Source organism: Reichenbachiella sp. MALMAid0571 (assembly GCF_040151475.1).
Taxonomy (GTDB): domain Bacteria; phylum Bacteroidota; class Bacteroidia; order Cytophagales; family Cyclobacteriaceae; genus CAXBNB01.
The window spans coordinates 1-14,789 of record NZ_JBDKWG010000102.1 but is presented as its reverse complement, the minus strand read 5'-3'; the positions used below and the strand labels follow the sequence as shown (position 1 = coordinate 14,789).

The 14,789-nt window shown below is 39.8% G+C and carries 15 protein-coding genes and 1 tRNA gene; 11 read left to right on the top strand and 5 right to left on the bottom strand.

The annotated features are described in order from the left end of the window. Window positions 1-102: 102 nt before the first annotated feature. Complete coding sequence (locus tag AAOP42_RS04600; RefSeq protein ID WP_349527286.1) at window positions 103-2,127, top strand: NADPH-dependent 2,4-dienoyl-CoA reductase; 2,025 nt, start codon at window positions 103-105, stop codon at window positions 2,125-2,127. Here the strand turns inward: AAOP42_RS04600 and AAOP42_RS04595 are convergent, their stop codons facing one another. Continuing rightward, complete coding sequence (locus AAOP42_RS04595) at window positions 2,128-2,820, bottom strand: Crp/Fnr family transcriptional regulator (RefSeq protein WP_349527285.1); 693 nt, start codon at window positions 2,818-2,820, stop codon at window positions 2,128-2,130. Window positions 2,821-2,949: 129 nt separating this feature from the next. On the opposite strand from AAOP42_RS04595, the gene AAOP42_RS04590 reads away from it, so the two are divergent. From AAOP42_RS04590 to AAOP42_RS04580, 3 genes are all read left to right on the top strand, one after another. Next, entirely contained in the window at window positions 2,950-3,483 is a 534-nt protein-coding gene (locus AAOP42_RS04590) for a CopD family protein (protein WP_349527284.1), read from the top strand. Next, window positions 3,476-4,132, top strand: coding sequence for an SCO family protein (locus tag AAOP42_RS04585; protein WP_349527283.1), 657 nt, complete (start codon window positions 3,476-3,478; stop codon window positions 4,130-4,132). The genes AAOP42_RS04590 and AAOP42_RS04585 overlap by 8 nt, the downstream gene beginning before the upstream one ends. A 97-nt stretch (window positions 4,133-4,229) precedes the next feature. Next, on the top strand, window positions 4,230-4,568 hold the full coding sequence (locus tag AAOP42_RS04580) for a c-type cytochrome (protein ID WP_349527282.1): 339 nt from the start codon (window positions 4,230-4,232) through the stop codon (window positions 4,566-4,568). A 5-nt stretch (window positions 4,569-4,573) separates the two neighbouring features. Here the strand turns inward: AAOP42_RS04580 and AAOP42_RS04575 are convergent, their stop codons facing one another. Next, entirely contained in the window at window positions 4,574-4,993 is a 420-nt protein-coding gene (locus AAOP42_RS04575; protein ID WP_349527281.1) for a hypothetical protein, read from the bottom strand. Window positions 4,994-5,297: 304 nt separating this feature from the next. Between AAOP42_RS04575 and AAOP42_RS04570 the strand changes: the two genes are divergently transcribed. Next, complete coding sequence (locus AAOP42_RS04570; RefSeq protein ID WP_349527280.1) at window positions 5,298-6,551, top strand: cation:proton antiporter; 1,254 nt, start codon at window positions 5,298-5,300, stop codon at window positions 6,549-6,551. Window positions 6,552-6,607: 56 nt separating this feature from the next. Here AAOP42_RS04570 and AAOP42_RS04565 read toward each other — a convergent pair whose 3' ends face one another. Together AAOP42_RS04565 and AAOP42_RS04560 are read right to left on the bottom strand one after the other, a co-directional pair. After that, window positions 6,608-7,456, bottom strand: a complete 849-nt coding sequence (locus AAOP42_RS04565) for a transglutaminase-like domain-containing protein (RefSeq protein WP_349527279.1) — start codon at window positions 7,454-7,456, stop codon at window positions 6,608-6,610. Between the two features lie 241 nt (window positions 7,457-7,697). Further along, window positions 7,698-9,320, bottom strand: a complete 1,623-nt coding sequence (locus AAOP42_RS04560; protein ID WP_349527278.1) for an acyl-CoA carboxylase subunit beta — start codon at window positions 9,318-9,320, stop codon at window positions 7,698-7,700. A gap of 158 nt (window positions 9,321-9,478) precedes the next feature. Here AAOP42_RS04560 and AAOP42_RS04555 point away from each other — a divergent pair, with 158 nt between their 5' ends. The 3 genes from AAOP42_RS04555 (at window position 9,479) to AAOP42_RS04545 (ending at window position 11,585) form a co-directional block, all read left to right on the top strand. After that, window positions 9,479-9,889, top strand: coding sequence for an acyl-CoA thioesterase (locus AAOP42_RS04555; RefSeq protein WP_349527277.1), 411 nt, complete (start codon window positions 9,479-9,481; stop codon window positions 9,887-9,889). 110 nt (window positions 9,890-9,999) lie between these two features. Then, window positions 10,000-10,084 (top strand) — tRNA-Ser (locus AAOP42_RS04550). 259 nt (window positions 10,085-10,343) lie between these two features. Further along, window positions 10,344-11,585: a site-specific integrase gene (locus AAOP42_RS04545; RefSeq protein WP_349527276.1), complete on the top strand. Its 1,242-nt coding sequence runs from the start codon at window positions 10,344-10,346 to the stop codon at window positions 11,583-11,585. Here the strand turns inward: AAOP42_RS04545 and AAOP42_RS04540 are convergent. After that, the gene (locus AAOP42_RS04540) at window positions 11,575-11,772 is read right to left on the bottom strand and encodes a hypothetical protein (protein WP_349527275.1); all 198 of its coding nucleotides are present in this window, start codon (window positions 11,770-11,772) and stop codon (window positions 11,575-11,577) included. The genes AAOP42_RS04545 and AAOP42_RS04540 overlap by 11 nt on opposite strands. Before the next feature lie 145 nt (window positions 11,773-11,917). Here AAOP42_RS04540 and AAOP42_RS04535 point away from each other — a divergent pair, with 145 nt between their 5' ends. The 3 genes from AAOP42_RS04535 to AAOP42_RS04525 all read left to right on the top strand — a co-directional run bounded on the left by AAOP42_RS04535 (window position 11,918) and on the right by AAOP42_RS04525 (window position 14,240). Next, window positions 11,918-12,691, top strand: a complete 774-nt coding sequence (locus AAOP42_RS04535; protein ID WP_349527274.1) for a hypothetical protein — start codon at window positions 11,918-11,920, stop codon at window positions 12,689-12,691. Window positions 12,692-12,698: 7 nt separating this feature from the next. After that, window positions 12,699-13,316, top strand: coding sequence for a DUF5675 family protein (locus AAOP42_RS04530; protein WP_349527273.1), 618 nt, complete (start codon window positions 12,699-12,701; stop codon window positions 13,314-13,316). A 696-nt stretch (window positions 13,317-14,012) separates the two neighbouring features. Then, window positions 14,013-14,240, top strand: coding sequence for a hypothetical protein (locus tag AAOP42_RS04525; protein ID WP_349527272.1), 228 nt, complete (start codon window positions 14,013-14,015; stop codon window positions 14,238-14,240). Window positions 14,241-14,789: the final 549 nt, after the last annotated feature.

Genomic DNA, 14,789 nt, shown 5'->3' with positions numbered 1-14,789 from the left:
TGACTGGTTTATTTAGAAGTGTGGTGAAGCAAAGGAATTTGTCGTTGCTCATTCTTAATTGTCAAATGAATTCGTTATTTTGTAACATTAACCCAAATACAAATGCACGAAAAATACCCGAAACTATTTGAACCACTAGACCTGGGCTTTACTACCTTGAAAAACAGGGTGTTGATGGGTTCTATGCACACAGGTCTGGAAGAAGAAAAAAAGGGATACCAGAAAATGGCTGCCTACTATGGTGAGCGAGCCCAAGGTGGTGTAGGACTTATTGTTACCGGAGGTATTTCTCCTAGCATTGCGGGATGGGTTAGCCCTTTTGCCAGCAAATTGTCAAATAAACGAACAGCAAAAAAACACCAGTTGATTACTGAAGAGGTACATAAGCATGATGGAAAGATTTGCATGCAAATTTTGCACTCAGGCAGGTATGGATACCATCCATTTGCAGTAGCTCCCAGTCCTATTAAGTCTCCTATATCTCCGTTCAAACCATGGGCTTTGTCAAAAAGAGGGGTAGAAAAAACAATTAAAGATTTTGTGAATACTGCAGAAATGGCTCAGTTTGCCGGATATGATGGGGTGGAAATCATGGGTTCAGAAGGCTATCTGATCAACGAATTTATTGTAGCTAAAACAAACAAACGAACTGATGAATGGGGAGGAAGCTATGAAAACAGGATGAGATTCCCTACCGAAATCGTGAGACGGGTAAGAGAAGCAGTAGGAAAACAATTTATCATCATATACAGACTATCCATGTTGGATTTGGTTGAAGGAGGTAGCAGTTGGGAAGAAGTGATAAAATTGGCAAAGGCGATAGAAAAGGCTGGTGCTACGATCATCAATACCGGAATAGGCTGGCATGAAGCCAGAATTCCAACTATCGCCACAATGGTGCCACGAGCGGCTTTTAGTTGGGTTACGAAAAAAATGATGGGAGAAGTCAATATCCCATTGATTACAACTAATAGGATTAATACACCTGAAGTAGCTGAAAATGTACTTGCAGATGGTTGCGCAGATATGGTTTCGATGGCCAGACCCTTTTTAGCCGATCCTGAGTTGGTCAACAAGGCAAAAGAGGGAAGAGAAGATGAAATAAATACTTGTATTGCTTGCAATCAGGCATGTCTGGATCATGTCTTTAAAAGAAAAACTTCGAGCTGTATGGTCAATCCCAGAGCCTGTCACGAAACGGAGTTGAATTACTTTCCGGTAGCTCAAAGCAAAAAAGTAGCTGTAGTAGGGGCGGGACCTGGTGGGCTTGCTGCTGCGACTGTTGCAGCCCAAAAAGGGCATCATGTTACTTTATTTGATGCAGAAAGTGAAATAGGTGGTCAGTTTAATATAGCCAGACAAATTCCTGGTAAAGAAGAGTTTTATGAAACCATAAGGTACTTTAAAAGACAGTTGGAGATAAGGGAGGTAGAGGTGTTATTGAATACAAAGGCATCTGTTGACGATTTGAAAGAATTTGATCAAGTGATATTGGCTACTGGTATTATGCCAAACAAACCGAATATAGAAGGAATAGACCACCCCAAAGTCCTTAGTTACTTAGATGTACTGAAGGACAAAAAAACAGTTGGAGAAAAAGTGGCTATAATAGGTGCTGGAGGAATTGGATTTGATGTTGCGGAGTATCTTACTCATGAAGGAGAGGCTACCTCATTAGATGTGAGTGCTTTCCTGAAGGAGTGGGGAATAGATAGCCTCAATGAAGTGCGTGGAGGTATTGAAGGCATTGAGCCTGTAGAAATGCCTAATCCCAGAAAAGTATATCTTCTTCAGAGAAAGGAAACAAAGCTGGGAGCGTCTTTGGGCAAAACCACAGGATGGATTCACAGAACTTCTTTGAAGAACAAAAATGTAGAAATGTTGAGAGGAGTAGCCTATCGCAAAATAGATGATGAGGGATTGCATATCACCCGTAAGGGAAAGGAGGAAACTTTAATCGTGGATACTATTGTAGTATGTGTCGGGCAAAAAAGTAAAAACGACCTTTTTGAACCACTAAAACAGATGGGTATCAGTGTTCATTTGGTTGGAGGTGCTTTTAAAGCCGCTGAGTTGGATGCTAAAGAAGCAATCAATCAGGCGAGCAGACTGGCTGCTGTTTTGTAATCAAACCAATAAGTCCATATCACGGATAAGAATTCTACGCCTGTCAAAATTAATGATGTTTTTCTCTTTAAGCTCGTTTAGCACTGTAGTAACAGTTTGCCTTGAAGTACCTGTGAGGCTGGCCATGTCTTTGTGAGTGAAATAATTTTTTATGAACGTTTCAAAACCAATTTTTCTTCCTTTTTCTATTGCTAAATCTCTGAGAAAATCAATTATTCTGGTTCGTGCATCTTTATGAAGCAAAGATTCAAGTCTTTTTTCCGTTCTTTTTATTCTGGCACCCAATATAGACAAGATTTGACTTGAGATTTGGGTGTTTTCTCTCATCATCTCCAGTACTTCACTTTCAGTAAGAGTAAAAATTTTGGTATTGTCTTCCAGTGCAGTAGCACTATCAGTTCTGTTTTTTTCTCCTGTTAGAGCCATTTCTCCAAAAACATCATTTTCCCCAAAGATGGCTTTGATGGTGTTTTTTCCATCAGGGTCAGCAGCTGAGATTTTGACCCTACCTTCAGCGATCATATATATATTGTTAGAAGGGTCATTTGGGCTGTAAATTTTTTCTTCCTTTTTGAAAAAATGTACGGAATGATTCTCTTTAAACCATGAGGAATTTTTAAGAAGCACAGAATTTAATATTGCCTCACCTTCTAATATATAGTTGCTCTTTTGCACTGTGTGGTCTAATTGCATGATACTTTGGTTTTCTGCTGGTATGGTAACAACAATGTAGAAGTTTAGATTCCCTTATCTGAGGTGAATATTATTATAAAGCAGTGTCTTATATGGTATTTTAAAAGATGAATGTACTTTTGCAGGACTATGGTACACCTGTATATTAAAGCACTTCATATCATTTTTGTTGTTACCTGGTTTGCCGGATTGTTTTATATGGTACGGTTGTTTATTTATTCTACTGAAGCCAGTGAAAGAGAAGAGCCGGATAGAAGTATTTTGTCTAAACAACTCCTGATGATGCAACAGCGTCTTTGGTACATCATTACATGGCCTTCTGCTATTTTGACATTGATATTTGGCACCTGGTTAATTTATGAATTGAATTATTGGCTTCAACCCTGGATGCACCTTAAGTTTCTGTTTGTAATTGGCCTTTTTATTTATCACCTGATTTGTGGTCGAATTCATACTAAAATGAAGCGGGGAATCTACAAATATTCCTCGACGCAACTTAGAATATGGAATGAGGGAGCCACCTTGTTTTTGTTTGCCATTGTGTTCATAGTAGTACTTAAGAATACCATCAGTTGGATTTGGGGACTTTTGGGATTACTGCTTATTGGAGTGATTCTTATGGCAGGTATTAGGTTGTATAAAAAATTAAGAAATAATGATTAAATATTTGAAAGCATTATGTTTCATGTTTCTTGTTATGGTTGCTTGTTCATGTGGACAGAAAAAAGGTGACAAACTGCCAATCTATGGGCAGCAGAAGATTGAGAATAGAATGGAAGGTGGCAAGACCGTATCTGATACCATTCCACATACAATAAGTGATTTTAGTTTTATAGATCAGGATAGTACTGTCATTACCAATGAAACCTTTAAGGGAAAAATATATATATCTGATTTTTTCTTTACTTCTTGTCCTACAATTTGTCCGGCAATGAAAAAGCAAATGCTCAGGGTATATGATAAGTTTTTGGAAAATGATAAAGTAAGTATTCTATCTCATACCATTGATCCGGCGTATGACAATGTTGCCGTACTCAAAGAGTATTCAGAACGATTGGGTGTCAAAAGTTCAAAATGGCATTTTGTAACCGGTGATGAACAAGCGATATATGATATTGGTGAAAAAAGTTATATGGTAACAGCCGGAGCAGATGCAGATGCACCCGGAGGTTACATACATAGCGGAGCTTTTTTGTTGGTAGATATGGACAGAAGGATCAGAGGAGTATATGATGGAACCATAGCGGATGAAGTAGATGTGTTGATGAATGATATTGAGAGACTTTTGCGGGAATATGAGGGAGCTAAATAAAGTTCTGATTCTAATAATAGGTATCGTGTTTTTTGTGTGCTGTGGTAGAAAAAATCCTGATTCAGCCAGTTACCTTTCCTTTAATGATCAAATAAAATTGAGACAGTATAAAGTACAGGGAGAGGGGCTTTATCTTATGCATTGTGACAATTGTCATCAGGCGGACGGATCGGGGTTGGGAAGATTGATTCCACCACTTTCTGAAAACACAACCATAGCTAACAACCGCAATCAGATAATGTGCGTGATAAAATATGGGCTTGAAGGATCGTTGATAATTAATGGAGTGGAGTACAATGGAAAAATGCCCGGAAATACTGAGCTTACCAATTTGGAAATTGCTGAAATTATGACTTTTGTAGGAAACTCTTGGGAAAATTCTATTGGAATCGTTCTTTCAAGTGATGTGGAAAAAGGTATGGATTCCTGCCATTAAAAGCTTTACTGATTGAGGTAGTATTCTCCTTTTTTCTTAGCCTTTAACATATCCTCTCTTACTTTTTCAATGAGTTTCTTTTGCTCCAAAAGATAACGCATTACTTCACCATGAGGAGTGCCTTCTTCGATTTGTTCAAACTGATGCATCCATTCCATCATTAATTCGTTGGCTTTTTTCAACTCTTCAATAGTTTTTTTCATTTCCTCTTTTGTATTGGATTTTAAGCTTGTAGAGTCTGCTGATAGAGAATCTATATTTGACTGAATTGATTTGGATAGATTTCTTAGCGTTCCCATCTGTGGCATCACCTCGTCGTGTATATCCATTACTTCTTTAAATAGACTTTCTTCTAATTGTTTTTCCTTGTTACAACCAGTTAAAACAACAGACAGAATGATTACTGTATAAAAAAAATTCTTCATCGTTTCCAGATTTTAGTGCAAGTTAGGAAATAAGCAGGTACTTGTAAAGGCCAACCAATGCTGATTTCTGATGTCACTTTTCAGAAAGAACACCTCATGAACAATTACTATGGGATCATTTTTTTCTTATTTTGTATTATTCGAATAAACTCTTGAGAATTTTCCCCATTCATAAATAAAAAATATTGTAATTTTTATATGATTTTATATAAATTGAGGCTGTATTTTGTAAATCAAATGGGGATAACTTGTATTTTTGCAGCGAAAACTGGTACTTAAACAAGTATTTTACTAAACAAAGAACATGCATATTTTAGATGTTTTAGCTCTGTTTATATTATTAGCAGGCGTTTTTATCTACCTCAATACTTATTATCTCAAACTCCCTTCTTCTGTAGGATTAATGATACTGTCACTTGGACTGTCAGTTGCCTTATTCGTATTGGAGTATTTGATCCCTGAGTTTAAATCTGGTACTGAGCGTGTTCTGGCGGATTATGAGTACCATGATGTGCTGTTTCAGATAGTACTTAACTTCATGCTCTTTGCTGGGGCACTTCAGATAGACTTTAGGAAACTTAAAGAAGAGAAAACGCCAGTACTGATTTTGGCTATTTGTGGAGTATTTATATCTACTGCCCTTATTGGTTTTGGAGTGTTTTATTTATTGGGATGGTTGGGTATTGAAATGGATATTCTATACTGTCTTATGTTTGGTGCTTTGATTTCACCTACAGACCCTATTGCTGTTACTTCTACTATTAAGAAATTCAGATTGTCCGAAAATCTTGAAACAAGGATTTCCGGAGAATCACTGATCAACGACGGAGTAGCAGTGGTCTTGGCATTGACCATTCTGGATCTCGCTCATGCTGGAGAGACTCATACACTAAATCTATTCGATATAATATGGATATTTGGTACTGATATCATGGGTGGTGTAGTTTTGGGGCTTTTTCTAGGCTACACTGGCTACAGAGTCTTGCTTTATATTGATAATGATGAAGTAGAAGTAGAAATACTGATGACTTTGGCTCTCGTAATGGCTGGCACACAGTTGGCAGAGTTTATGCACGTATCGTCTAAGCAGGCCGTGGTTATTATGGGGTTGATTCTGGGAAATGAAGGCAGAGGATCAAAAGTAACAAGTGCTACCGGCGATTATGTTTTTAAGTTTTGGAAACTTATGGAGGAATCTTTCAATGCGATGCTTTTTGTGTTGATAGGTCTCGAAATGCTGATCATTCCGTGGAGATCCGATTATTTTGCAGCAGGATTCTTTGCGTTCAATATTGTGCTGTTTTCCCGATGGTTAAGCGTATTCTTACCTATAAAGGCCATGGGTACATATAGGTCATTTGAGAAAAATACTGTAGCCATACTTGCCTGGGGAGGATTGCGAGGGGGTATTCCCATTGCATTGTCCTTATCGCTTCCGGAGTTTCATGGGAAGGAAGCCATAGTTACGATGACTTACATAGTCGTAGTTTGTTCTGTGCTATATCAGGGACTTACTGTACCAAAACTTCTTAAGACTACTTTTCCGAGGAGGAGGTAATTTTAAAGGAAGTTCTTCTCAAGGATTTTAGTATCAATTCGACATTTTATTTACTACTATTGAGGATTTTTCTCTTCCAATACCTGTAACAACTCTTTTACATCATCGGATTTTTTATACTCTCCCAGTTTTTCAAAAGCACTGATTAGATTTCTCAAGCTTCGGATGATGATGTCAATATGACTACAAGGTTCGTAGAAGAGGTTTGATTTTGATAAATTTAGTTGACTGATGTAATTGTCAATGTCTTCCGTCGAGAAAATCAGTCCGTTGTTGAATACATTAATATAAAACTGAGTATTGTCCGTTTTGTAGGTAAGGATGAAAAGATTGGGCAGATTTACACCATAGAGAGGTAATTTTAGTCTTTGGGCTATGATCAGGTACACGGCACATAGTGAGAGCGGATTACCTTTCTTAGACTCCAGTACTACATTAATCATACTGTTGGAAGGTGCATGAAAGTTTTTGGAGTTGGGTCTGAATTTTAATTTGTTGAACATAATGTCATTTAAGACCTTTACTTGCTGAATGGGATCCATCTCATTTTTGAACTCCTTCCATGCTTCATAGTAGTATTGCTCAAATTTTCTTTTGAGAAATTTCATATTCAGGTCAGGGTACTGATAGTTACTTACCAACATCATCCCCTCCAGCAAATCTTCCCCATCACTTTTTTTCCAATTCAGTAGTTTTTCCTTTAGTAGTTTGTACTGCAAGGTATGAATGATGTCTTCTATTCTGTTGCGGACAGAGGGGTTCAGGCTGTTATTCATCCATTCTTTTTCAAGCATAGGAATGACATCTGTCCCCATCGACAATAGTTTTTCTTCTACATGGACAAGTATTTCTTTATCCTCATCCTCTAGTAATGAAACCAATGCTACCAACTCCTTATTTTCCATATATCAACCGTTCTTCTTTGTTTTACAGGCTATTCAGATGTATCGTGTTATACAAAATTTCCTGACAATCCGGTAAACTACTTTCACCAATTCAAACTAAAAGTATCTTGATGATAATAACAATTTAATAAAATTAATTTTAACAAGTTTTCTTTTGAAACCTAAATTCCTCTTGAATTTTTTGTTATAAATTGAACCTAGGGTGTAGTTAGGGGCTTAGTCTGGTACGATTTGACTGGAATCAGGTTTGGATGATACCCACATTGAATTTATCTGTGACAGGAGCATGGTTGGCAGCTTCTATTCCTTTGGAAATTATTTTTCTGGTATCCAATGGGTCAATTACTCCATCTACCCAAAGCCTGGCTGCTGCATAATATGGACTCAGCTCTTCGTTGTATTTGGTGGTAATTTCATCGAGGAGTGATTTTTTTTCTGCTTCAGAAATTTCAACACCCTTCATTCCTGCTATCTTTATTTGCAGCAGTGTTTGAGCAGCGGCTTGCCCACTCATTACTGCAATTTTAGCAGTAGGCCAGGCATAAATTAGTCGGGGATCGTAAGCCTTGCCACACATGGCATAGTTACCTGCTCCATAAGAGTTTCCCAATACAAAAGTGAATTTTGGGACGACAGAATTTGCCATAGCATTGACCATTTTTGCTCCATCTTTAATGATGCCACCTTGTTCCGCTTTGCTGCCAACCATAAAACCACTGACATCATGTAAAAACACCAATGGAATTTTTCTCTGATTACAGTTCATAATGAATCTTGCAGCCTTATCCGCTGAGTCAGAGTAAATCACTCCGCCCATTTGCATTTCACCCTTCTTGTTTTTGACCATTTTCCGTTGATTGGCTACTATCCCCACCGCCCATCCATCTATGCGGCCTGTTCCGCACAGAAGAGTTTTGCCATAGTCTTTTTTATATTCATCGAATTCTGAATTATCGAGTAGCCTGACAATGATGTCCCTCATTTCGTAGGGCTTTACTCTGTCTGTTGGCAATAGTCCATAGATTTCTTCCGGGTTCTCTTTGGGTGCTCTTGGTTGGCTTCTGTTGTAACCCGCATCTTCCGGTTTACCGATTTTATCAAATATTTTTTTTATAGCATCCAGGCAAGCTTCATCTGAGTCATATTTGTTGTCTGTTACACCGGATATTTCGCAATGTGTGGTGGCTCCACCAAGGGATTCATTGTCTGTTGTCTCACCGATGGCAGCTTTTACTAAATAACTGCCTGCAAGAAATATACTACCGGTTTTATCTACAATCATAGCTTCATCTGACATGATTGGTAAATACGCTCCACCTGCCACACAACTCCCCATTATAGCGGCTATCTGGACTATGCCCATAGAAGACATTCGGGCGTTGTTTCTAAACTGTCTGCCAAAATGTTCTTTGTCCGGGAAAATCTCATTTTGCATGGGTAAATAAACACCAGCACTGTCAACCAGATAAACAATAGGAAGCTTGTTTTCCATTGAGATTTCCTGAGCCCTCAGGTTTTTCTTGGCAGTAATGGGAAACCATGCACCTGCTTTGACGGTAGCGTCATTGGCTACAATTATGCATTGGCGATTTTGGATATAGCCAATACCTGTAACAACACCGCCACCTGGGCATCCTCCTTTCTCAGCGTACATTCCGTCTCCGGCAAGTGCAGCTATTTCTACAAAGTCTGAGCCATCATCAATGAGATAGCTGATCCGCTCTCTGGCTGTGAGTTTTCCTTTTTTATGTTGTGATTCGATTTTCTTTTTTCCACCACCCAATTTCACTTTATCCAGTTTTGTATTCAATTGATACAACAACTGCCTGTACTCATCGTCATTTTTATTAAACTTCAGATTCATGTTGTTTTCGTTTGAATGGAAATAATTAAGATAGGATAAATATATCAGAAATCAACTGATATAATGGAATCTATCTTTAATCACAATCGTCTTGACTTGATATTATTTGGGATTACTTTATTCTTTCTCTATTTTTCCCAACACAAAAATGCAAGTAAATGTTCGAAGCAGAGACAAAAGTAAGGGTAAGGTATGCCGAAACGGATCAGATGGGATATGTGTATTATGGCAATTATGCCATGTATTACGAAGTGGCCAGAGTGGAGGCTCTGAGAAATCTGGGATTAGCATATAAGGCACTGGAAGAAATGGGTGTCATGATGCCCGTATTGGAATGTAAATCGAACTATCTTTTGCCGGGCAAATACGATGAGTTGTTATTGATCAAGGTGAAAATAGCCAAGTTTCCTGCCGTAAAAATTGTGTTTGAATATGAAGTATTTAATGAAGACAATCAATTGATCAATAAAGGAGAAACTACGTTGGCATTTATCAATATGAAAACAGGGAGGCCATGCCGTATGCCTGAGGTAATGAAAGTATTGATGGAACCTTTCTTTGAATCGTAAAGTGAAAAAAAGCGTCTTTTGTGCGTATTATTTTCAGGCTAGTATTTGTCAATGAAAATTAATATTCTACATTTGCACTCCGTTTGAGTAGAACGACCAAATAATCCTAAAGAGGAGTGGCAGAGTGGTCGAATGCGGCGGTCTTGAAAACCGTTGTACCGCAAGGTACCGGGGGTTCGAATCCCTCCTCCTCTGCTGACGTGAAAGCAAATAGAATAAAAACCCTTCAGAATATATTTTTGGAGGGTTTTTTCTTTTCCAACCCACCCACTTTATTCATAATTTCTTACTAATTTGGTTACCTAATCGGTTACCAATAAAATAGGTAACCGAATGTGCTTATTTGGCTTAAATTAAGGTTTTTTGATATTTTTTGTGTATATTTAGGTAGGGATTCGAACCCCCGATCCCTCCCAAAAACATCAAAACTTGGCATTTTAGAACATTCTGTATTATGAATCACACTTATAGCGTCCTATTCTGGCTTCAGAACCACAAAACCAGTAAAAAAACAGGTGAAGCTCCAATTTCTGCGAGGATAACAATCAACGGCAAAAGAGCAGAAATTTCAACCGGAAAAAAGGTTCTTCCGGAAAAGTGGAGTGTCATGGCTGGCAAGGTAAAAGGCAACTCTGAGGAGGCCAGAATCATAAACAGGCACCTTGGCAATATGAAATTAAAGTTAGATAAGATTCATGATCGTCTAGAAGAAGATGAACAATTCATTTCTTCACAAATTCTGAAGAACATGTACTTCGGAAAAAACTCGGAACAGCATTCATTAATCGAACTTTTCAAGTATCACAATGAACAGATCAAAGCTCAAATTGGACAAGGGTATTCTGCAGGAACTCTTGAGCGATACGAAACGAGTTTCAAACACTTACGAGGATATATAAAGCATCACTTCAAAAGGGAAGATTTCCTTCTCAATGAACTCAACTACGCTTTCATTACCGAATTTGAATTTTACTTAAAGTCCGTAAAGCATATCGGGCATAATACCACTATGAAGTATTTAAGAAACTTCAAGAAAATCGTTCTGCTCGCCTTGAAGAATGAATGGATCGATAGAGATCCATTCGCCAGGTATCAGATGTCACTCAAGGAAGTGAAGAAGGACTATTTGACCAAAGAAGAACTAAGTGCTCTATACGAAAAGGACTTTTCCATTGAGCGACTTGAGCATGTAAGGGATATCTTTCTTTTCTGCTGCTATACCGGACTAGCTTATACCGATGTGAAAAAACTAACTCCGGAAAATATCTCAAAAGGGCTAGATGGAGAATACTGGATTTTTGTAGATCGAACTAAAACCGGAACCTCATCTAACGTACCACTCCTTCCGGTTGCAAATGAGATAATGAAAAAATATGAATCCCATCCAATGACTTTAAATTCAGGAAACTTGTTACCTGTAATTTCTAATCAAAAAATGAATGCCTATTTAAAAGAAATGGGTGAGCTATGCGGAATTACGAAGAACATTACTTTCCACATGGCCAGACATTCCTTTGCAACGACTGTAACACTTTCAAATGGTGTAGCCATAGAAACTGTGAGTTCGATGCTGGGCCATAAAAACCTGAAGACTACTCAAATTTATGCTAAAGTAGTTCAGGAAAAAGTAAGCCAGGATATGAAGAAACTGAAAGAGGTATTGTCTGCTGGTTCGAAGCCAGCCATCAATCAGTAATGAACTCCTCCACCTCTGCTTTGTCAAGGCCTGCGTAGTTGGCAAACTCTGAAATCGTAATGAACTGGTGGTTCTCTTTTTTTAAGTGACCTTTGATGTCACGGAGCAATTTGCGACCATAACGCTCACTTTTTCCAGTAATGCGCTGGATATCCTTTGGATAAATTATGACACGCTTTAACCTCATTTGGTACTACTCATACTGTATCTATACACTACCTATTCGGCATCTCCGGCAATAAGTGTCATTTGCCATCAAACCCGGAATCTGGTAGTTGTTGCATATCCTTAAATATGCGTTTTTTAGGCCATAAATCAAACATTTTAAGATTATGGCAAAGCAAAAAGGAATTATCAAATTAGCAGGAACCATCGGGGATGTGACCTTCTACAAAAGCAAAGATGGCTATCTGGCCAGGGAAAAAGGCGGGGTGGATGGGGATCGAATCAAGAACGATCCGGCCTTTCAAAGAACCCGTGAAAACGGTTCTGAATTTGGAAGGGCAGGTAAATCCAGAAGGATTCTCCGGAACGCCCTAAGGTTGCTCATTCAGAATGCATCAGATTCAAAAGTAACTAGTCGATTGACAAAGGAAATACTGAGGGTAATCAAATCAGACTCGACCAATGCCCGAGGTGAAAGGGTCATGGCCGAAGGCGATTTGAGTATCCTCAATGGATTTGACTTCAATGCCAATGGTAAGTTGAGTGCCACCCTGTATGCGGCTTATACCACCGCCATTGATAGGGCAGCTGGAAGCTTGACGGTTACCATACCGGCATTCATTCCAGGCAATACGATTGCCTTTCCTACAGGTGCAACGCATGTAAAGGTTTTGGTTGGAGCAGCTGAGGTAGATTTTGAAAACGAAAGTTTTCAATTCGATCAGGCAGAAAGTGCTGAGATTGTACTGGGTCCCGATCAGGTGGCACAGTTGGACTTGGTGGCCAATGTAACAGCGAACACGGAGTTGGATCTCTTCCTGGTATTAGGATTGGACTTCCTTCAGGAAGTGAATGGGGTCATGTACCCAATGAAGAATGGATCTTACAATCCGCTCACCATTGTGGAGGTGGGTCGATATGTAGCACCAGATCCATCTTAATTGAGTTATGGAATTGACACTGAAAAGGACGTTCCATCCAAAAGGAACCAATGGGAAACTCATGAATGGCGAGCAGCTTGTCTGCAATACCATAGAGCTTCCCTGGCTCAATAACCGAAGGAACGTCTCTTGTATCCCGAATGGTCGCTATCAAATCTCAAAGAGATTTACAACTGAGCGAGGCTGGCACTTGCATGTGGAGGAGGTGCCAAATAGATCCTGGATATTGATTCATCCTGCAAACAATGCGCTGAAAGAATTGAAAGGATGCATTGCACCAGTATCTAAACTGACTGGCCATGGACTTGGTTCATCTTCCAGAAAAGCGAATGAAAAACTCGAAGGACTTCTTTATCCGGCTTTTAGGCGCAATGAAGAAGTATTTCTCAACATCAAAAACGATACTACTATGAACATAATTGACAGGGTGAAAGCACCCACTCCCAAATTTTTCAAAACCCTTAGGACAATTGGTGTTAGTCTGGTTGCTGCAGGTACTGTAGTGATGGTATCACCTGTCGCCTTGCCTACAGGACTTGTGAGCCTTGGCGAGTACCTGGTCGCTAGTGGAGGTGTGCTGTCTGCAGTAAGCCAAACGGCCGTTGATGAAAATGCACAGCCATGACAGATCAGCAATTACATAGCGGCACAAAAGCAGGTACTATAGGTGGCACGATGCTAAACATGATGGCCAGCATTGATTCAACGGACCTGGTAAGAACCATTGTACTAGCAACCGTTGGGGCGGTTGTCAGTTTTACCCTTTCGATGTTGCTAAAGTGGCTGGCAAAAGCCTGGAGGAAGCACAAATCCCATCAATAATACCTTTTCAAAAGAAAAAAGAGAAAAAAAGAAAGCGTCTTTCACAAATTGGCGTGGATAAAAAGCAAGGCTTTGGTTCCGGGAGGGACTGTGACGGCCTTGCTTTTTAATTGGTGCGGTAGGAGGAGGGGAGCCAATTAATTTTGATGGATTTTTTACTTCTTTAAAATGTAGTATTCAATCCAATTGAAGATGATAAGAAAGCAGGTAAAACAGCCCTTCCTACGGCAGGTAAACTTGAGCCTACCTACGGTAGACAAGCAAGCGTTGGGAAAAGGGTGCGAAATGGAGCGGAGCGGAATGAAGAAGCCTGTGCGGCGAGCCGTCTGCGAGTGCGAAGGAAGCCTGTCCAGGAGGAGGCTGACGAAGGAAGCCGCCTGGCAGTGAGTCCCGATTTGGGATTTGAGGAGGCTGTTGAGCGATCGGGACGGTCTGACTGAGCCAGCAGGCGAGCCTAACACTGGCAGTGGCTGGACGAATGGTGGCTGAATGAAAAGAAGTGCCGGAAGAAACGCAATGGAATGAAGCGGCCATGAGGACAGGGAAAACTGCCGTGAGGAAAGAAGGCAGCCCAAGCAAAGGGCATGACAGACTGGCGATAGCCACCTTTGGTGAAGCATGTGCAGAGGAACGAATGCTCTTGCTAAAGTCTGGCGTGACCTGTGCAGGGCAACTGATGACGAACACCGCTTTACCTGCTAAACGATCTATTTACCGGGAACGATGATAAGCGACCCATAGGAAGCTATGATGCATGTTGTATTTACGGCGGCTGGAAAAAGGATCTCCAGGATCATGGTTTGAGGGAAATGACCTGGGTGGGGATAGCCAGTGTGTAAGGGCACTCAGGCCATGAGACTTGTAATCCTGCGGGGAATGGCCTCATGAGCATTTACGAAGCGGAACTCGTGGAGTGGAGAAATGTGAATGGGGGTGGAATGGGGAGATTATAGGGAGCCCTTTATATTCTACCCTTTTCCCACTTCAGCGCTCTAATTCATATATTATCAAACTACAACTGCTTTACGTGAGCCCTTTAAGTTACTTTCCGGAATTTCGTAAGGCAAGTTGTGATACCGTAGAGAATAGAGAAATATTAGATCAAATTCTCGAAGAGCATTAGACATTATCACGGTTGATTGATTAAGGGGGAAATTTGGTTGGCATAAGTTTGTTTTGTGCTGCTGTGAAACAAGATAAAAACCGACCTAGGCCAACCGAGGGTAAACTTAGGTCACTGCTTAGTTTAAATCAAATAGAATATGATAATTTGTTT